This window comes from Lysinibacillus sp. NPDC097162, assembly GCF_044762185.1.
Taxonomy (GTDB): Bacteria; Bacillota; Bacilli; order Bacillales_A; family Planococcaceae; genus Lysinibacillus.
The window spans coordinates 67809-86911 of record NZ_JBIWDT010000004.1 but is presented as its reverse complement, the minus strand read 5'-3'; the positions used below and the strand labels follow the sequence as shown (position 1 = coordinate 86911).

Below are 19103 nucleotides of genomic sequence, written 5' to 3'. Positions count from 1 at the left end.
TGGGCCAACAGGACCTACCGGCGCGACTGGTTTACTCGGACCTACGGGACCTACTGGCACTACCGGTGAACTTGGACCTACTGGGCCTACTGGCGCTACCGGTGAACTCGGACCTACGGGACCTACTGGTGCCACTGGCTTACTTGGACCGACAGGACCTACCGGCGCTACCGGTGAACTCGGACCTACGGGACCTACTGGTGCTACAGGACTTCTCGGACCGACAGGACCTACTGGTGCCACTGGCTTACTTGGGCCAACAGGACCTACCGGCGCGACTGGTTTACTCGGACCTACTGGACCTACTGGTGCCACTGGTTTACTTGGGCCAACAGGACCTACCGGCGCTACCGGTGAGCTCGGACCTACGGGGCCTACTGGCGCCACTGGTTTACTTGGGCCAACAGGACCTACTGGAGCAACAGGACTTCTCGGACCTACGGGACCTACTGGTGCCACTGGTTTACTTGGGCCAACAGGACCTACCGGCGCGACTGGTTTACTCGGACCTACTGGACCTACTGGTGCCACTGGTTTACTCGGACCTACGGGACCTACTGGTGCCACTGGTTTACTCGGACCTACGGGACCTACTGGCGCGACTGGTTTACTTGGGCCAACAGGACCTACTGGAGCAACAGGACTTCTCGGACCTACTGGACCTACTGGTGCCACTGGTTTACTTGGGCCAACAGGACCTACTGGAGCAACAGGACTTCTCGGACCTACCGGGCCTACTGGCGCCACTGGTTTACTTGGACCTACAGGACCTACCGGCGCGACTGGTTTACTCGGGCCTACGGGACCTACTGGCGCTACGGGGCCGACAGGACCTGCGTTTACAGAAGGTTTCTCTGCCTTCTTAAGTACTTTATCCGTTAGTACATCTGCTACTTTAAGTAATTGGAGTGTAGCTTCACCATATTTCACAACACCAGCATTTAACCCAACTACAGGCATATTTACAGTTCCTACTACCGGAAGATATGCATTTGAGGCAACTATCAACTATTCAACAGTAGCTGCCATTAGTCTTGGTATTGGTGCAGGTGTTAACCCTTCATTTGCAATCCGTAGAAATACAACGACAAATTTAATTACCGGTTTATTCCCAATACTAAATTTATCAGTTACCCTATTAACTATTAGAGCAATTCTTGGAAGTGGTACCGTAACATTGGCTGGAGAAGTTAATTTAACTGCTGGTGATACAATCGATTTATTTTACGAAGCAAATGGCTTAACGCTCTCCTTAACACTAGGAGGCGCTAACTCAGGTGGTATTGTATGGTCATGTCATAGAATTTCTTAACGTTGGTTATCTTTACAATTCATGAGTCCATAATCTATGACTCAATATATTCTACGTTGAGAAAAAAGTAATAATAGTTAAATTAAATAAAAAAGTAGTACAAATATAAGTTTGTACTACTTTTTTTAGTCTTCCTGTATAAACATTTCGCTTAAAATTTCATTTGCAACTTTGCACCCTTGCTCTACGCATTCTGGAATTGAAATTCCTTCAAAGGAGCTACCTGCAAGTTTTACTGTCGGGAAGTGTTCATAAAGTTCTTTCTTCACCCGTTCAATTTTTGCCTCATGTCCTACAGTATATTGTGGCATAGCATTTTTCCAACGAGAAACAACCGTCGTCACGGGTTCCCCTTCGATTCCTATTGCATTCTTTAAATCTTGTAATACAGTCTTTTCAATCTCTGAATCAGATAAAGCAACAATCGTTTCATCGCCTACTCGACCAATATAGCTTCGTAATAATACATAGTCTTGAGGGGTAGCATTAGGCCATTTCCGATTAATCCATGTACAAGATGTTATTGAAAAATCACTATTTCTAGAGACAAAAAACGACAATGCATCCAAGTCACCTAGTTGCTCTTTTTTAAATGCCATCGTCACTGTTGCAATTGTTGCTGCTTTCATCGTATTTAACTCTGTTAAAAGTTGGTGATTACTAAACATCATTTGCGCAACATTATATGGTGTTGCAATGATAACCGCATCAGTAGTTATATGCGAAAAATTATTTAATACGACCTGCACAGTACCATCTTTGCTGTGATCAATTTGCTCTACTTTAACACCCTTCATAACGGTCCCTGGAAGTAGAGATTCTTCTAGTTTTTCGATAAGTGTCTCAAGACCATTTTCAAAAGTTTGAAAAATGCCCTTATCCTTCGCTATCCGATTGTAACTTAAAAAATTTGTCCCTGACTGTTTCATACCGAAAAGCAAACTACGATACTTTTGCTCTAATTCGTAGAGCTGTGGAAATGTAGATCTCATGCTTAGTTGCTCAATATCTCCAGCAAATGTACCTGCTAGTAAAGGTTCAACGAGATTTTCTACAACCTCCGCACCAAATCTTCTTCGAAAAAATTCACCTAATGGCTGGTCGTCATCCCGTGCAGAACGCGGGAGGACAAAATCTCCCGCTGCACGAATTTTTCCGCTGAGTGAAAATAAACCTGATGTAATGAATGACGAGATATGTGGCGTTGCTCCAGACATCAGATTGCTCGGAATCGGGTATAATTTACTTCCAACAGCTATATAGGTTGGCCCCGAATCTCCAGTTATCATCCTATGTTCAATATTTAAATCCTTCGCAAGTGCCTGGACATGATTTTCTCGGTCGAAAAAGGATTCTGGCCCACGCTCGATAATAAAGCCGTCTTTTCTAAAAGTTTGGATTTTCCCGCCAAGACGTAATGACGACTCGACAAGTACGATATCTACCGGCAATCCTTTTGCGCGCGCTTGTTTTTGCATATAGAACGCAGCTGTGAGGCCTGTAATGCCGCCGCCAACAACAACTACCTTTCGTCTTTTTTGAGTCACCAACATCATCACTTTCTTTTCGCTTAGCTTAATTTTTTATGAATGGCATCTACCATAGCTTCGATAAATAACGGATCTGTATTAGGCATTGCTGGACGATAATAGTTAGCACCTATTTCATCGCAAACAACTTTACATTCATAATCGTTATCGTAAAGCACCTCTAAGTGTTCTGTTACAAAACCTACCGGTGTGTAAACAAATGAACGGTACCCATTCTGCTCATAAAGGTCACGTGTTAAATCTTGAACGTCAGGACCGAACCATGGCTCTGGTGTTTGTCCAGCCGATTGCCAGCCCACTTTTACATTTTTCACGCCCGTAGCTTCTTGAATTAATCGAGCTGTTTCAATTAGTTGGTCTTCGTACGGATCGCCCATTTCTTTAATTTTTACAGGAAGTGAGTGTGCTGAGACGATTAGGCAAGCCTTTTCTCGTTCTTCTTCAGTCATAGAATCGAACGTTTCATTCACTTTACCCTTCCAATAATCAATAAACTTTGGCTCATCATACCAAGATTCAACAGATGTAATTTTCAGGCGATTAGCTGCTGTTTCTTCTGCACGGCCATTATATGATTTAATAGAGAAAGTCGAAAAGTGTGGTGCTAGCACGATAGAAACTGCTTCTTTAATACCTGCTGCAACCATTTCCTCAACAGCATCCTCAATGAATGGTTGGATATGCTTTAAACCGATAAATAGTTTGTATTCTACTTCATCTTGCACTTCATTTAAACGTGCACATAAAGCTTCAGCCTGTGCTTCTGTTGCAGCTGCCAGTGGCGATAAACCACCGATTGCCTCGTAGCGACTACGTAAATCTTCTAAATGCTCGTCAGATGGTCTACGTCCGTGACGAATATGTGTATAGTAAGTTTCAATATCTTCCTCTTTATAGGGTGTACCATATGCCATTACTAATAAACCTTTAACTTTTTTCATAAACCTTTTCACCTCTAAATAATAGTTAAACTATATTTTTTGTATGATTTTGTACGTCAACAACAATTACACAAAAAAAGGAGTGTAATTGCGTCAATAGAATTTGCTCTTTTTTTACTTTAAGAACGGGCTTGAATTTGTTGTGCACTATATTCATGAATAAGTGTTGTTAAACGTTTCAATACTGCTGGATCAACCTCTGGGAATACACCATGGCCTAAGTTAAAGATATGACCTGGCACCTCTAAGCCTTGATCGATAATATCTTTTGTTCGTTTTTCTATTACTGACCAATCAGCAAGTAATAATGAAGGGTCTAGGTTTCCTTGCACAGGCTTTGTAATACCTTTTGCACGTGCATCTTTAATTGGTAATCGCCAATCTAAGCCAACAACGTCAATCGGCAAATCATGCCACTCTTTCACTAAATGGCTTGCACCCACTCCAAATTGAATAAGCGGTACATTTTCTTTTTTTAACTCGCCAAAAATACGAGTCATAATAGGTTTAATGAACACACGATAATCTTCAACACTTAAGGCACCTACCCATGAGTCAAATACTTGTATCGCTTTTGCACCCGCTTCTACTTGCGCTGAAACGTCCGCAATAATCATGTCTGCCAATTTGTCCATTAATGCAAACCATGCTTTTGGTTCCGAAACCATAAATGATTTGGTTTTATTATAGTTTTTAGAAGGTCCGCCTTCAATCATATAGCTCGCTAACGTGAACGGCGCTCCTGCAAAACCTATTAATGGTACATTAAGCTGTTCTTCTGTTAGTAATTTTATTGTTTCTAAAACGAAAGGTGTATGTTCCTTTGCATTGAACTCACCTAATTTCTCTACATCTGATACTGTGCGAATTGGGTTTGAAATAACTGGACCTACACCAGCTTTAATTTTTACATCGATGCCGATACCTGGTAGTGGCGTTACAATATCTTTATATAAAATCGCTGCATCCACATTGTAGTTTTCGACCGGTAAACGTGTTACATACGCACAAAGCTCAGGTTGATGTGTAATTTCCTCTAATGAATATTTTTCTTTAATTGTACGATATTCTGGCTGAGAACGACCTGCCTGTCGCATATACCAGACAGGTGTATGTTCAGTCCTTTCCCCGCGTGCAGCACGTAGAAGTGTATCATTAAAAAGTGTTGTCATTGATTATTTCCTTCCCCTCGATGAATTTCCTATCATAAAAAATCACTTGTTTATTCCATTATTATTGATATCCGTTTTCAATAGTAAACGCTTCCTCTGCTATTGTATAGTTTTCCTAGTGAAATGTCATAAAATTGTTCTTTCTACATGCTTTCTTTTTTGACAAAGCGGGTAACTTACACTTAAATGGAGTTAATCACTGATTATTAGACATTTATAAGGAGGGCAAAATAATGAATATTTATTTAACTTCTGGCACAGGTGAGTTTATGGAACAGGTGAAAAATAAGTATCCTAACGAACATATGATTTTAATGCATGGTGAAGGTAATTCTGTGCTCATTCATGAAACTGAAGGGAAATCTGTATTTGCTACACCTCGTAAATTTGAAGTGTTAGATTCGGTAAACGAATTAGAAGAACGCGGCTTCTTCGTTTTCAATAATATTCCTGTGACAGATGAAGGTAAACCTGTATTTGAACATCGCTTTTTAAATCGCGCACGTGCAATCGAGAACGAGCCTGGCTTTGTAGCGTTCCGACTATTGCGTCCATTAAATGGCGACACGTACATTGTTATGACACAATGGAATGGGCCACACTCATTTGAAGCATGGAAAAGCTCAAAAGCGTATAATACTGCACATGCACAACGTGAAGAACCAACTGGTGTGCGACAACAAAATATTTTCTCTGCCGCATCCTACGTTACGACCTATAGCGTTGTCCCTAAAGAAGACGACGAGGCATAATTTTTTTAATAAAGGAGCACTTACTTATGAATCAACAAATACTCGATAAAATTGATGCTCATTTTGATGAAATGGTGGCCATTCGCCGCCATCTACATATGCATCCAGAACTAAGCTTCCAAGAGAAAGAAACAGCAAACTATATTAGTGAATACTATCAAAAACTCGGTGTCCCAGTTGAACCAAATGTAAGTGGCTATGGATTGATTGCACGTATTAAAGGTAGCAAGCCTGGTAAAAGGATTGCCTTACGTGCCGATTTTGATGCACTCCCTATTCAAGACGAAAAAGATGTTCCTTACAAATCAAAGGTAGCTGGTGTTATGCATGCTTGTGGCCACGATGGTCATACTGCTACTTTATTAATAGTAGGGAAACTTTTATGGGAAATGAAAGATGAGTTAGCAGGTGAATATGTGCTGATTCATCAACATGCCGAGGAAGCAGACCCAGGCGGTGCTATCGGTATGATACAGGCAGGTGCACTTAACGGTGTTGACGCTATATTTGGTACACATTTATCATCCAATCATCCAACGGGTATGATTGGCTACCGTGTTGGACCACTCATGGCAGCAGTTGATAGTTTTGAACTGAAAATTCAAGGTAAAGGTGGACATGGCGCCCATCCACATCAAACGAAAGATGCTATTGTTATCGGCTCTCAGCTTGTCATGAACTTGCAACAACTTGTAGCGCGTCGAGTAGCTCCAACTGAATCAGCAGTTCTTACTGTTGGCTCTTTCGTTGCGTCAAATGCAGATAATATTATTGCAGATACAGCGTATTTAAATGGCACTATCCGTACGTTTGACAAAGATGTTCGTGCAACGATGGAACGTGAATTTAAACGCGTCGTACAAGGAACTGAAATTGCACAAGATTGCACAATTGAACTAGAATATCGCAAAGGTTACCCAGCAATCGTGAATCATGAAAAAGAAACATTATTTGTTCGTGATATCGCGCAAGACATTTGTGATGTTGTTGAAATACCAGCAACGATGGGTGGCGAAGACTTCGCCTATTATTTAGAGGAAAAACCAGGTACATTCTTCTTCACAGGGGCCGCGCCTGATGAATATGCACCACATCACCATCCGAAATTCGATATTGATGAAAAAGGTATGCTAGTAGCAGCAAAAGTTATGTTAAGCGCTGCGCTAGAATATCAAATCGTGGAATAAAACAAAGAAAGCTCATATCGCCTAATGTTCTTAGGCAAAATGAGCTTTCTTTTTTAATTAAATTAGAGTTACCTCTTTAAGATTTTGACACCTTTGCCGTTATTTCACTAACTACAAGGATAATTATCGTCGTTACATAGAACATTGGCTGCGTCACGCCGCATAAAGTAACAATAATAGCTTGAGCAATCATTGTTAGACGCACTACTTGCTTAACAGCAGCTTTACGCGCACCCTCTGGCAACGGATAAAGCATGTCCATGCGGAACTCACCGCTAGATAATAATGCTTGCTTTAGCTGAATCGTCGTTGCAAAGCTTAAAGCACCCGCAACAATCCATGTAACAACTGGAATATCTACAAAGGCTGCAATAACAGCGGAAATAGCAGTTAATCGGAGCCACAAATAAAAATGATCATCTGTACGGATAAACGTACGGAACACTAAGTACTTTTGAGCATTCCCCTTTTGATAGGGGATAAAATTATAAAACCAGTCAAGCCACGCTCTACGTCGAATACTCCCATGTAAATGTGGTACATCGGTAAAATAATTCGCGAAACGATAGAAGCTCATCATTCGATTTTGTTCTAGTTTTACAAAGTGCTCATATGGTACAGGCTCGTTCGCACATTTTTTGCGAAATACTAATACATAGACACAACCAATTATCGCTGCAACTAATGCTAGCATAAGTTGCATTTGTAGTCCCATATATACGGTTACACCAAATACAATAGCTCGTATTAGTCTATCTACCCAAACATAATGACCACGTTCACTATAACGATAACTAAATTCCCCGTGCACACTAACAAACTTTAAGGCGATAACAAGGAAAAACAGTGACCAAATATTAGATGTTGTTAGTTCCGTTACTGCTTTTAATAAAGGAATACTTATGATATAAACGATTGCCACAATCCAAACTTGTGACCAAAACGTCCACGCTATTGCCTTTTTTAAATACAGCGACATTTTTGATTCTAATGGCAATAAATACACTTGGTCTGGCTCACGCAATAATGTCGTTGGACGGCTAAATGCTAGTAATACACCAATTATTAAGGCAATTAGCCCTTCAGCAGGAAAATCAGACTCAACGATTTTCAACCACTCACTATATTGATAGCCCCCAGCTCCAACAAGAAACACAAGTACAAGCGCTATATGTCCAGTGAAAACAAACTGCATATATTTTTGTACTTCACTTATATAGTGCATGAAGCGCGAGGACCATACATCACGCAAGTTCTTCATGGTCCCGCTCCTTCGTCATTGCAATATAAAGGTCATCCAATGTTGCATGTGGCATGCCAAACGTTTTACGTAAATCCACCATCGTGCCTTGTGCTCGAACGCGTCCCTCATGCAATAAAATAATTCGATCACAATGTTTTTCAGCTGTCGATAAAATATGCGTCGACATTAAAATGGATGCACCCTCTTTTTTCTTTGTATCCATCTGATCGAGCAATGACTGAATACCAAGTGGATCTAGTCCGACAAACGGTTCATCAATTATATACAGACTCGGGTTCACTAAAAAAGCACACATAATCATTACTTTCTGACGCATACCTTTTGAGAAATGCGATGGGAACCAATTTAAGCGTTTTTCCATACGAAATTCCTTCAATAATATTTCTGAACGAGCCGCTAGTGTAGCCTCATCTAAACCATAAGCCATTGCTGTTAATTCTAGATGTTCACGCAATGTTAACTCATCATATAAAACCGGTGTTTCAGGGATATATGAAAATGCTGTCCGATACTTGTCCATGTTTTCTTTTAACGTCACGCCATTTAGACGAATGTCGCCTTCTTTGGGAAGCATTGTTCCTATAATATGTTTAATGGTTGTACTTTTACCCGCACCATTTAAACCAATTAGCCCGACAAGTTCTCCTTTACCTATTGTAAATGACAATTCTTTAATAACAGGCTTCTTCGTATAACCGCCTGTCACATGCTGCACTTCTAATACCGACATACTCTCACTCCTCTTCTTGTTATTATTTTATCAAAAATTAGCAAATGATTCAGTTATGAGTATGATAGAATAAACTTACATATAAAAATTTAAGGGGGATTTTACGAATGAGCGATTGCCTATTTTGCAAAATCATTGATGGATCAATTCCAAGTACAAAAGTTTACGAAGACGAACATGTCTATGCATTCACGGACATTTCACCTGTTGCAAAAGGTCACACATTATTAATTCCAAAACACCATTGTCAGGATTTATTTGAAATGCCAGAAGATGTAGCGCGTAATTTATATGCAGTCGCGCCAAAGCTTGCCAATGCCATTAAAGCAGCATTTAACCCAATTGGTATAAATACAATTAATAACAACGGTGCTGCAGCTGGACAAACTGTTTTCCACTACCACTTACATTTTATTCCGCGTTACGATGAAAAAGAAGGCCTAGGCTTAATTTGGCAAACACAAACATACACACCAGAACAATTAACAGAAGTAGCCGACAGCATTAAAGCCAATTTATAGTGCCAGGCACTCAAACAATTTAGTACAAAACAGCTTATTAACTGGACATTGAACGCTATTGTCAAACGATCAATTTTAGCGTACAATCACAAATAAGTTTCGCTAACGGTCATGAGGACACGTTAGGAAACAAATAGATTAGCATAGTTGAGGAGAGATTAGAAATGAATACAAAAAATCTAGTGTTAATGGCACTTTTAGTCGGTGTCGGTGCTGCCCTTTATGTGGTCACACCAGGTATGGTAAATGGAATGAAGCCTGACTTCATGTTAACGATGATGTTTATCGGCATTTTATTGTTCCCTTCGATAAAAGAAACTTTTTTACTTTCTTTATCAACAGGGGTGCTTTCAGGTTTATTTACAACTTTCCCAGCAGGCTTTATCCCAAATATTATTGATAAAGCTGTTACAGGTTTTGTGTTTTTAGCAATCCTTATCGTGCTGAAAAAAGTTACGAATCATTTCGCTGTATCCGCTGTATTAGTTGGATTAGGTACGATTTTATCAGGTACTGTCTTTTTATCTGTTGCCCTATTTGTATTTAACGCTAACGTAGGCGCAACATTTGCAATGCTGTTTGTTGGGGTTGTAATACCAGCTGTTGCATTTAACGTCGTAGCATTTGTTATTATTTATCCTATCGTTGCGAAACTAGTGAAGCGTTCTAAATTCAACACAGCAATTTCGCAAGCATTATAAAACAGCACTAACCGCACTGTACTACTACTTTTAACAATTGTAGTTGCAGACGTAAGACGTTTTAAGCCTTAATATAAGGGAAGAAGCTAAACAGTGAGACAAAATCACTCGTTTAGCTTCTTTTTTCTTTTTTTATCGACTGATTTCATGGTTTAATAGAAGAAAGATAACAAATATAGAAATGAGGTATTTACTATGAAAGCACAACCATTTTTAATCGGATTAACAACAGGTATTATAGGAGGCGCAATTGCTGTCCTTTTCTCAACACCTCAATCGGGCCAACAATTACGTTCTACAATACTTTCCAATACTGATAGTGCCAAACTAAAACTTCAAGATGTAAAACATCAAGTCAGCAACGTTAAACAATCCGTGGGCACATTAACAAATGAAGCAAAAAATAATATACCACAAATAATAAATGATCTAAAACAATCGATTACTACCTTTACGCAAGAAATCGAACCGACAAAGAATAATTTACAACAAGAAATAGAAGCATTACAGAATTCAATTAACGAAATCGAGAAAAACGTTGCACAATTCACCGATAAAAAGAAAAAACCGCAAGAAAAAGTGCAGGCATAAAGTTTTACACAAGGATATCAAAGCCTATTTTTTTACCAAAAATAATCATCAAAATGTTATTTTTTAACCACTTTTCAATTTTTTAATTTTTCTAACTTTAAACTTTTTTTCTTTATTGCTATAATAATTTTAAAACGTTAAAGAAAGCAGTAGGTGATGGCTTTGTCAGAGGAATTATACACTCAAAAAGAAGCAATGCTATACAGTCAAAGAATTGCACAATTATCAAAAGCTTTATGGAAAGCAGTTGAAAAAGATTGGCAACAATGGATTAAACCATACGATTTAAACATTAACGAGCACCATATATTGTGGATTTCATATCATTTAAAAGGGGCTTCCATTTCAGACGTAGCAAAATTTGGTGTAATGCACGTTTCAACAGCATTTAACTTCTCGAAAAAGTTAGAGGAACGAGGATTACTGAAGTTTTCGAAACGCGATGATGACAAGCGTAATACTTATGTAGAGCTAACTGAAACAGGGACAGACCTTATTATTGAAATGAATAGCAATTATCATAACACATATCATTCTGTGCTTGAGGGCTCGCTAGCCTTGAAAGATTTATATGGTCGTTTCCCAGAATTTTTAGATGTGATGGCTGTTATTCGTAATATTTACGGTGAAGACTTTATCGATATTTTTGAACGTTCATTTCAACACTTCCGTGATTCCTTTGACACGTTAGAAGAACGTTCAACTGTAAAAGGATAATTTATGCTAAAAAAGGAGGCATTTCAGAAACATTTCTGAAATACCTCCTTTCTCTTGCAATCTTATAGAAATCAATTTACATTGAATAGGAACCTTCCCTATTATGGAGTTGATATTTAACGTGCACTGTTGGAAAATTTTAAACCTTGAACATCATTATGGAACAACACGTATTGTAATGATGGCTGTAATTGTTTTTCTCACTGTCTTTTCCGTGTCCTATGTGACATTTAATTTATTTAACGATGAGTATTATACTGATCATTTGTTCTGGCTATTTGTAATTGCCGTCCTTGCGCTTTATCCTATTCATAAATGTTTACACTTTCTAGCATTATATGACTTACGTCAGCATCTCAAATTACGTATAAAGAAACAGTTTTACTTTATTCCTGTACTGCACATGCGTATCCGTGAGCCATTATCTAAAAACCGATATATTTTCGCATTACTTGCGCCATTTATCGTGTTAAATACAAGTATCGTTATTGCTACATGGCTACTACCTGCCTATACACATTACGGTACATTACTTTTAGCGTATCATTGTAGTTTATGTTTAATTGATATTCTTTACGTGAAGTATTTGTTGAATTCACCTAAAGATGCCCAAATTGAAGAAACACCGAAGGGCTATGAAATTTTAGTACCACCTACAATTAACTGATTCGCTTGTACTTGTGTTTTATTGACGTTTTTTGATATGCTAATAATACTGAAAGAGGGGAGGAATAGACTTGCTATTAATGATTGTAGTTCTATTCTCGGTATTCTATTTATTTCAAATCAATCGCATGACCTACGCACTGTGCATGCGACGTGAAATTCCCGAAGAAAACCAACCAAAGATATTCCGAACTATCAATATACTTATTACAATTTTACTTGTTTCATTTTATGTTGAAATTTTATTCGCGGTCTAATGAAGATGCATCCGCGCCAGTCCGCACGCGGGTCATGTATTTAAAACATCCATGCAGCAATGGGAAATTAATTGACGCCAAATTTTTTCGGCCTCGACCCAAGCGTGCGGAGCGAATGCCTAGATATTGATAAGAAAAGCTAAGGAATAGCATATCCTTAGCTTTTCGGCATTTTATTAATTAGTATAGGAACGCTGCACCAACAATAATTAATAAAATAAATAACACAACTAATAAAGCAAAGCCTGAGCCGTAGCCACCGCCACCACCGTATCCTCCGTTGCTCATAACTTCACCCCCTTTCTTTTCTATATCCTATGCGCTTTGAAATTTGAAATTTAGGCTATACTCAAGGGGGAACCATTTTGTTTTTAAAACGTTTATGTTATAGTAAAAAATGGACGAAATGAATTAAGGAGAGAATATCCATATGAAAAAGACTGTATTATCTTTAACATTAGCAGCCTCAATTTTAGCTCTTGGTGCTTGTAGTGGAGCTGATAGCAAAGCATTAGTTACATCTAAAGTAGGCGATATTTCAGTATCTGATTTTAACGAAAAAGCGAAAACTTTAACAGGCTCTTATGTATTACAACAGATGGTGACTGAAAAAGTATTAGCAGACAAATATGAAGTGACTGATAAAGAAATTAAAGAACAATATGATGCAACTGCATCACAGTTCGGCGATAGCTTTGCACAAGCACTAGCAGAAAACGGCTTAACTGAACAAGGCTTTAAAGATTCTTTACGTGTACAACTACTTCAAGAAAAAGCTTTAAAAGACAAAGCAATTAAAGAAGAAGACGTAAAAAAATATTATGAGCAAATGAAAACAGAATTAAATGGTCGCCACATTCTTGTAGCAGATGAAAAAACTGCGAAAGAAGCGATTGAAAAAATTAAAGGTGGCGCTTCTTTTGCTGATGTTGCAAAAGAATACTCAACTGATACTGGTTCTGCAGCAAAAGGCGGAGAGTTAGGTTGGTTTACAGTTGGTTCTATGGTAGATGAATTCAATGATGCGGCTTATGCCCTTCCATTAAACACATTAAGTGAGCCAATTAAATCAAGCTACGGCTACCACGTAATTGAAATTACGGAAAAGCGCGATGTAAAAGATGTAGGCGCATTTAAAGATGAAGAAGAAAAAATTCGTACAACAATGTTAAACAAGCTTACACAAACTGGTGAAGCACAAACATTGTTAAAAGATATCATCGCTCAATTAGCAAAAGATGCAAACTTTAAAACTTCTGATAAAGAATTAAAAGAAGCTTTAGAATCTTTTACAATAACAAGTGAAGAACAAGCAAAAGCAGATGAAGAAGCTGCTAAAAAAGCTGCAGATGAAAGCACAGACAAAGAATCTAAATAGTAATTATTTTACTATATGAAAAAGGGTTACGCCAATACAGGCGTAACCCTTTTCGTTTTACTGAATATTTGGCTTGTAAAATGATCGATTATCGAGTGGAAATAGTCTCTCTGTAAATTCTCCAGGACCAGTTTTACCTAATGCGCGTGTAAGCATATTCATTTTTGCATCAATATTATCAATATAATGTAAAATTTCCGCTTCTTGAATCATTGGCTTTTTCGGGCTTCCCCATTCCTCTTTCCCATGATGCGACAACACTAGATGTTGTAAGAGCATCACTTCTTCGCCTTCGATTTCAAGTTCGCTTGCAATTTTAGCAATTTCATTGACCATAATCGTAATATGACCAAGTAAATTACCTTCTACAGTGTACATTGTCGCCACCGGACCAGATAGTTCAACAACCTTACCAATATCATGTAAAATAATTCCCGAATATAATAGATCCCGATTTAGCGTTGGATATAAATCAGCAATGGCTTTCCCTAGCTTTAACATCGATACCATATGGTCTAATAAGCCTGATGCATAATCATGATGGTTTTTCGTTGCTGCTGGAAATACTAAAATAGCATCCTGGTGCTTTTTAATAGCTGCACGCGTAATACGTGAAATATTTGGATTTTTAATATCAAAGAAGAATTGTGTCAATTCCTCATAAAGCTCTTCTTTTGGCGTAGCAGCAGAAGGAACTAAATCATTAACGGCAATTCCCTCCTCCGGCTTTGCCACACGAATTGTTTTGATACGTAATTGGTTTTTCCCACGATAGTCATGAATTTCTCCACCTACATGCACTATCGCCTCTGCATGGTACATTTTTTCATGATCTTCATTTGTATCCCAGAGTTTCGCCTCAATATCTCCACTTTTATCTTGTAGTAACAGTGACATAAATGGCTTCCCTACAGTGGTAACCCCTTTTGTCGATTGTTTAATTAATAAAAATTGATCAACTGATTCTCCAACTTGGAGCGTCGTAATACCTTTCATGTTGACGTCACTCCCCTTTCATTTGCTAGTGCTCCTAGATCGACAATTTGCTCTTTTTGCCAAAGTGCGAGCATCTCTTCATGGCAAGTAAAATATAAAATTTGACGTTCATATCCTACTTCTTTCATTAATTGTACCATTTTGTTTGTACGGTTTCGATCAAAATGGACAAAAGGATCATCCATTATAAATGGAAATGGCGCTGACGTTGCAAGGGTTTTCGCTAATGCCATTCGCAATGAAATATAGACCTGCTCCTTTGTAGCTTGTGATAATTCTGCTACATGATAGCGTAAGCCAGAAACTGCTTGCGCCTCAAAATAGCCTTCCTCATGAATGAAAAGTTTATCGTAACGACCACCTGTTAACGAATGGAATATAGCATTTACCTGTGTAAGTACATGTGGTAATTTTTCTTCACGCAAACGGAATAATGTTTCATGAATAGCTGTTGCTAACGCTTTTTTAGTAGCCCATTGCTCCATTAGCTGTTGCAACAATGCTTTTTCTTGCTCAAACTGCTGCAACAATAGACCATATTGTTCATCGTTAAGCAAATGTTCCTTTTCAATCTGCAAGGCAGCCCGCTCTTCTAAGCAATGTTCAATTTCTATTCGAACGGCATTGCGTACTTCTTCCAGTGCTTGTATTTTTTCATGAAGTTGATCCGCACTTAAAAAGCTTTCTTGCTGTTGCATATCTAATGAGGCTAATTGATATTGAATCGCTTGTAGTTCGGACTGAAGCTTTTGCTGATGTTGAAATTGTTCATATGCCTCGTAAAATGCGTTTTCTGATTCTACATTTGCGTCATGAAATAATTTTGCTATTTCCGATTCATAGTTTTCCAAAAGCGGTTGTACTTCTTGTTTTTTTGAATGTATTTGAGCGAGTTGTTCCTTTGTTTGCAACATTTGTTGTTGCTCCTTCTGAATTGCTAAATATGTTGAGCGTAGATGTACAAAGATTTCCTGCTCACTATACTCATTCTTTAAAACTTGCTGTAGCGTTTCATAAAGCTCATTTTTTTCAGATTGTATAGCATGTAAAAGCTTATATATGCTTGTTTTTTTGACTACCAACTCTTGTACACCACGAATACGCATAAATAACTCTGGTAAAAGTGACCGCGGTACACTTCCCTCTAAGCGAAAACGTTCCAAAAAGCTTTGCAGCATATGTGTTGCCTCGGCGCTTACTTGCTCAGCTTGTTGAATTTTATGTTCAAGCTGTGCATACTGTCGTTCTTTATCAAGCTGTTGCTCGTTAGCTAGCATCCAACGATCTTCAAGCCGTTGTTTTTTCACAAGTAACACTTGAACAATATTTTCTTCTTGCTCTAGTTCTCTCAGTAATTGGCTATTATGCTCAGGAGGCCCATCATCAGCTTGTTTCGCTTGTTTTAAATACAATAAGAATACTAGCGATAAGATGGCACCAATAACCATTACCGCCCAATTCTTTTCTAAAATACCGTAAATAAGCGCAACAATACTTATAGCTAACACAAGGATAACAAAAAGTGTTGGCTGCTTCTGTTTTGAGCGTTGCGATTTAACATGACGCAATTGTTCTAAGCGCCTTTTTCTCTGGGGCCACTGTGCTAAAATATGTTCTTCCTCAGCAGTTAATGACTCCTGCTGAAGGTGTTTTTTCTGTCGAGAAATGCTATCTAGTTCCTCATGTATTCGCTCTAACGATTGTAGATAAAACTTGAGCTCTTCCTCAGCTTCATTTAAGACAGTCAACTGTCGCTGAAATTGTTCCTCTTGTTGCAAAGATACAGTTCCCTCTAAAAGGGTTGCTTGAGCTTCCAATTCCTGCACGCCTAATAAACGAAACTGTGCTTCAATATCTTGCTCTAGTACAAACAGCTCGTCCTTCAGGTTCTGCTCTTTGACGAGGAGCTGATTCCAAGTTGCTTCTTTATTCATCAGCCTTGAAATCTCTTCAATTGCTTGTTCATCTGCTGTCAATTGAAGCTTCCTTTTTAAAGCTTGATATTGTTCTTCTAGTTGAATCATCTGTAATGTTTCGTGCGTCAGTCGATCTTTTAATTGTTCGTAACGTCTAATTCCTTCTGGTGGAAATTGAACATGTGCATAACTTTTATATGATTGCTGTAGCGTTTCTTGCTGTTCAATAAGTGGCATTGCCTGTTTGATGACCGTAAGTTGCTGCCAATCTTGTTGCAGTGTCTTTTGTTGTTTATTTAAATCTTTCAATCTTTGCTCAAGTTGCTGTAATTTGAGTGATTTATCTTCGAATGTATGGATTGTAGCTTGTTCTTTCTTAATAGCCTTTTCAAGTTGCTTTAAATACTCGATTTTTTGATTAATGAGCGGAACTTTACCAGATTTTTTAAAAAGCTCTCCAGCGTCTTTTTCTAATTTTTTTTCAAGCGCAGATAGCCGATGAATACCAGTTGTCCCTGATGCAAGCAATAGATGTGTCAATTCATCCTCTGACATTTTTTCGATACCTTGCAGTTCATGAATTGAAAATGAAAAAATCGCTTCAAATGATGCGCGTGAATAGCCATATAAAAGCTTGGCTAAAAGCTCGTCATGCCCCTTCATACCATCTTCTGTATATACAGTAACATCACCAGTAGCCTTTCCTTTAACACGTTCAATTGTACATTGACCATATATTGGGTGGAGAATAGTCAGCTGCCCCCCAAATTTCGGTGATGTTTTTGGCTCGTATTTTCGCTGGCTTTGTTGCTTTGTCGGAAATCCAAAAAGCATCTGTAAAATAAATTGCTGTATGGTCGTTTTACCAGCTTCATTCATGCCATAAAAAATAGTGACACCGTCTTGCAAAGAGATTGTGATATTTTCATGCTTACCAAAGCCGTAAATGTGGATTTTTTGTATCGTTAGCAAAGTTTTCACACCCTTTGAATTTCATCGGTTAATAACTCCTGAGCATCCAGCTTCAAATGTTCAATTTCTCGTTCTGTTAAAGGTTCTACAAATCTTGCACCACTCGCATGCTGGTACAAATCCTTTAAAATATCTTTCCAATCAGAAATATCCCACTGCTCCATTACACTGATTACTGATTCAGTCATAGTAGTCGACTCATATGATGATGAAGCTTTATGCAAAATAAGTTTTTGCACCCATCCCATTGGTTCAATCCCATCTTCTGACTCCCGAATTGTTTCAAGCCATTCTTCTACCGAAGCATGCTCAAATAATGCTGCAGCTTCTTCATCTATATTTTTTAAATGAAGCTCAATTACAGATGCTCCATACTCCATTCGATTATGAGCGATTGCCTCTTCACATTTTTGTAGTAACTCATTTGCATGAAGCACATTTGTGCAATCCACCTCCACCATATTATAAACAACAGCAGAAGTCGGCATAAATGTTAAATTAGCAGCTGTTTGCGATAAGGTTACATCATAAAATCCTTTCACTCCTTGTTCATTGCGGTGTCTACTTTGAATATTACCTGGATAAACAATCGGAGGTTCGTTGTGTAATAGCTGTCGTTTATGAATATGGCCAAGCGCCCAGTAATGGTATCTTTTTTCAAGAAGTTGCTCTTTTTTAAATGGTGCATATACCGCATGTGTAGAATCACTTGCTTCACTGCCATGCAGCATACCTATATGAATTGCATGCTGATCCTGCGCAACAGGATAACGATCAATCATTGAATCCTTAACATGACGCTCACCATAGCTAAAACCATAAATATTTACTTGCTGACCACGTATTTTTAATTGTACAACACTCGTATCAGCTGGTAATTCGTAAACATTACTTGGCAAAGCAAAACGTGTCCAAGAACCATGTAAGTGGTCATGATTGCCATAGCTGACAATGACGGGGATGTTATGTTCAAATAGCGTCTCCATCGCTGCCTGAAAACGTCTTTGTGCCTGTAAACTGCGATTTTCGCCATCATAAAGATCCCCTACAATGAGTAGGAAATCTGGTCTTTCTTCGATTGTCTTCTGAATAATTTTATCAAATGCTTCAAAAGTACTTGCTCGAATTTTTTTTAGATTCTTTTCAGGTAATCCAAATAAGCCTTTAAAAGGACTATCTAAATGTAAATCTGCCATATGGAAAAAACGAATTGCGGACATCCAATCACCTCTACTAATTAATTAAACCTTTGTTCATTATTTCGTCTAGATTTTCATTGTGCTTGTACAAAGCTTTGTAGCTTTATGCCCTGTACAAAAGGATCAATCAAAAGCGAATATTTGTTCTATTTTATCATACTTCATGTTAGTTGAGAAACGAAATCATAGAACTATTGATCTTCATGTTGTACTAAATTTTCCACATTTTTCGTAAATTATCGAAATATTCGCTAGATATACCGTGAAGTTTATATTTCTTC

At 38.3% G+C, this 19103-nt stretch carries 18 protein-coding genes and 1 pseudogene; 10 read left to right on the top strand and 9 right to left on the bottom strand.

Features of this window, described 5'->3' with window-relative positions:
- Nucleotides 1-1312, top strand: a pseudogene (locus ACIQXW_RS17160) (collagen-like protein); the annotation flags it as partial.
- Nucleotides 1313-1437: 125 nt separating this feature from the next.
- Here ACIQXW_RS17160 and hemY read toward each other — a convergent pair.
- From hemY to hemE, 3 genes are all read right to left on the bottom strand, one after another.
- Complete coding sequence (gene hemY, locus ACIQXW_RS17155) at nt 1438-2868, bottom strand: protoporphyrinogen oxidase (protein WP_340822465.1); 1431 nt, start codon at nt 2866-2868, stop codon at nt 1438-1440.
- Nucleotides 2869-2882: 14 nt separating this feature from the next.
- Complete coding sequence (gene hemH / locus ACIQXW_RS17150; RefSeq protein WP_401020065.1) at nt 2883-3803, bottom strand: ferrochelatase; 921 nt, start codon at nt 3801-3803, stop codon at nt 2883-2885.
- A 119-nt stretch (nt 3804-3922) separates the two neighbouring features.
- Nucleotides 3923-4975, bottom strand: coding sequence for a uroporphyrinogen decarboxylase (gene hemE, locus ACIQXW_RS17145; RefSeq protein ID WP_340822461.1), 1053 nt, complete (start codon nt 4973-4975; stop codon nt 3923-3925).
- A gap of 233 nt (nt 4976-5208) precedes the next feature.
- On the opposite strand from hemE, the gene ACIQXW_RS17140 reads away from it, so the two are divergent.
- Together ACIQXW_RS17140 and ACIQXW_RS17135 are read left to right on the top strand one after the other, a co-directional pair.
- The gene (locus ACIQXW_RS17140; protein WP_340822460.1) at nt 5209-5727 is read left to right on the top strand and encodes an antibiotic biosynthesis monooxygenase family protein; all 519 of its coding nucleotides are present in this window, start codon (nt 5209-5211) and stop codon (nt 5725-5727) included.
- A 26-nt stretch (nt 5728-5753) separates the two neighbouring features.
- Nucleotides 5754-6914 carry an amidohydrolase gene (locus tag ACIQXW_RS17135; protein WP_402764115.1) on the top strand — a complete coding sequence of 387 codons (1161 nt, stop codon included), beginning with the start codon at nt 5754-5756 and terminating at the stop codon, nt 6912-6914.
- A gap of 76 nt (nt 6915-6990) precedes the next feature.
- On the opposite strand, the gene ACIQXW_RS17130 is transcribed toward ACIQXW_RS17135, so the two are convergent.
- Together ACIQXW_RS17130 and ACIQXW_RS17125 are read right to left on the bottom strand one after the other, a co-directional pair.
- Nucleotides 6991-8175 (bottom strand): ABC transporter permease, encoded by a 1185-nt coding sequence (locus tag ACIQXW_RS17130; protein ID WP_402764112.1) that lies wholly within the window; start codon nt 8173-8175, stop codon nt 6991-6993.
- Nucleotides 8159-8908 (bottom strand): ABC transporter ATP-binding protein, encoded by a 750-nt coding sequence (locus ACIQXW_RS17125; RefSeq protein WP_340822457.1) that lies wholly within the window; start codon nt 8906-8908, stop codon nt 8159-8161. The genes ACIQXW_RS17130 and ACIQXW_RS17125 overlap by 17 nt, the downstream gene beginning before the upstream one ends.
- A 107-nt stretch (nt 8909-9015) precedes the next feature.
- Here ACIQXW_RS17125 and ACIQXW_RS17120 point away from each other — a divergent pair, with 107 nt between their 5' ends.
- From ACIQXW_RS17120 to ACIQXW_RS24220, 6 genes are all read left to right on the top strand, one after another.
- Nucleotides 9016-9429, top strand: coding sequence for an HIT family protein (locus ACIQXW_RS17120; RefSeq protein WP_402764109.1), 414 nt, complete (start codon nt 9016-9018; stop codon nt 9427-9429).
- 164 nt (nt 9430-9593) lie between these two features.
- On the top strand, nt 9594-10130 hold the full coding sequence (locus ACIQXW_RS17115) for a tryptophan transporter (protein WP_401020074.1): 537 nt from the start codon (nt 9594-9596) through the stop codon (nt 10128-10130).
- Nucleotides 10131-10325: 195 nt separating this feature from the next.
- Nucleotides 10326-10721, top strand: coding sequence for a YtxH domain-containing protein (locus ACIQXW_RS17110; RefSeq protein WP_340822454.1), 396 nt, complete (start codon nt 10326-10328; stop codon nt 10719-10721).
- 156 nt (nt 10722-10877) lie between these two features.
- Nucleotides 10878-11438 carry an HTH-type transcriptional regulator Hpr gene (locus tag ACIQXW_RS17105; RefSeq protein WP_029747195.1) on the top strand — a complete coding sequence of 187 codons (561 nt, stop codon included), beginning with the start codon at nt 10878-10880 and terminating at the stop codon, nt 11436-11438.
- Nucleotides 11439-11559: 121 nt separating this feature from the next.
- The gene (locus tag ACIQXW_RS17100; RefSeq protein WP_340822453.1) at nt 11560-12105 is read left to right on the top strand and encodes a DUF3267 domain-containing protein; all 546 of its coding nucleotides are present in this window, start codon (nt 11560-11562) and stop codon (nt 12103-12105) included.
- Between the two features lie 70 nt (nt 12106-12175).
- Nucleotides 12176-12361 (top strand): hypothetical protein, encoded by a 186-nt coding sequence (locus ACIQXW_RS24220; RefSeq protein ID WP_010857338.1) that lies wholly within the window; start codon nt 12176-12178, stop codon nt 12359-12361.
- A 180-nt stretch (nt 12362-12541) separates the two neighbouring features.
- Here the strand turns inward: ACIQXW_RS24220 and ACIQXW_RS17095 are convergent, their stop codons facing one another.
- Nucleotides 12542-12649 carry a YjcZ family sporulation protein gene (locus ACIQXW_RS17095; RefSeq protein WP_080647610.1) on the bottom strand — a complete coding sequence of 36 codons (108 nt, stop codon included), beginning with the start codon at nt 12647-12649 and terminating at the stop codon, nt 12542-12544.
- A gap of 142 nt (nt 12650-12791) precedes the next feature.
- Between ACIQXW_RS17095 and ACIQXW_RS17090 the strand changes: the two genes are divergently transcribed.
- Entirely contained in the window at nt 12792-13739 is a 948-nt protein-coding gene (locus tag ACIQXW_RS17090) for a peptidylprolyl isomerase (RefSeq protein ID WP_340822450.1), read from the top strand.
- Nucleotides 13740-13796: 57 nt separating this feature from the next.
- On the opposite strand, the gene yhaM is transcribed toward ACIQXW_RS17090, so the two are convergent.
- Genes yhaM through ACIQXW_RS17075 form a run of 3 tightly spaced genes read right to left on the bottom strand, consistent with a single transcriptional unit; the run spans nt 13797 to nt 18843 of the window.
- On the bottom strand, nt 13797-14735 hold the full coding sequence (yhaM, locus tag ACIQXW_RS17085) for a 3'-5' exoribonuclease YhaM (RefSeq protein ID WP_340822449.1): 939 nt from the start codon (nt 14733-14735) through the stop codon (nt 13797-13799).
- Complete coding sequence (locus tag ACIQXW_RS17080) at nt 14732-17632, bottom strand: ATP-binding protein (RefSeq protein WP_402764103.1); 2901 nt, start codon at nt 17630-17632, stop codon at nt 14732-14734. The genes yhaM and ACIQXW_RS17080 overlap by 4 nt, the downstream gene beginning before the upstream one ends.
- Entirely contained in the window at nt 17629-18843 is a 1215-nt protein-coding gene (locus ACIQXW_RS17075) for a metallophosphoesterase family protein (RefSeq protein ID WP_402764100.1), read from the bottom strand. The genes ACIQXW_RS17080 and ACIQXW_RS17075 overlap by 4 nt, the downstream gene beginning before the upstream one ends.
- Between the last annotated feature and the right edge of the window lie 260 nt (nt 18844-19103).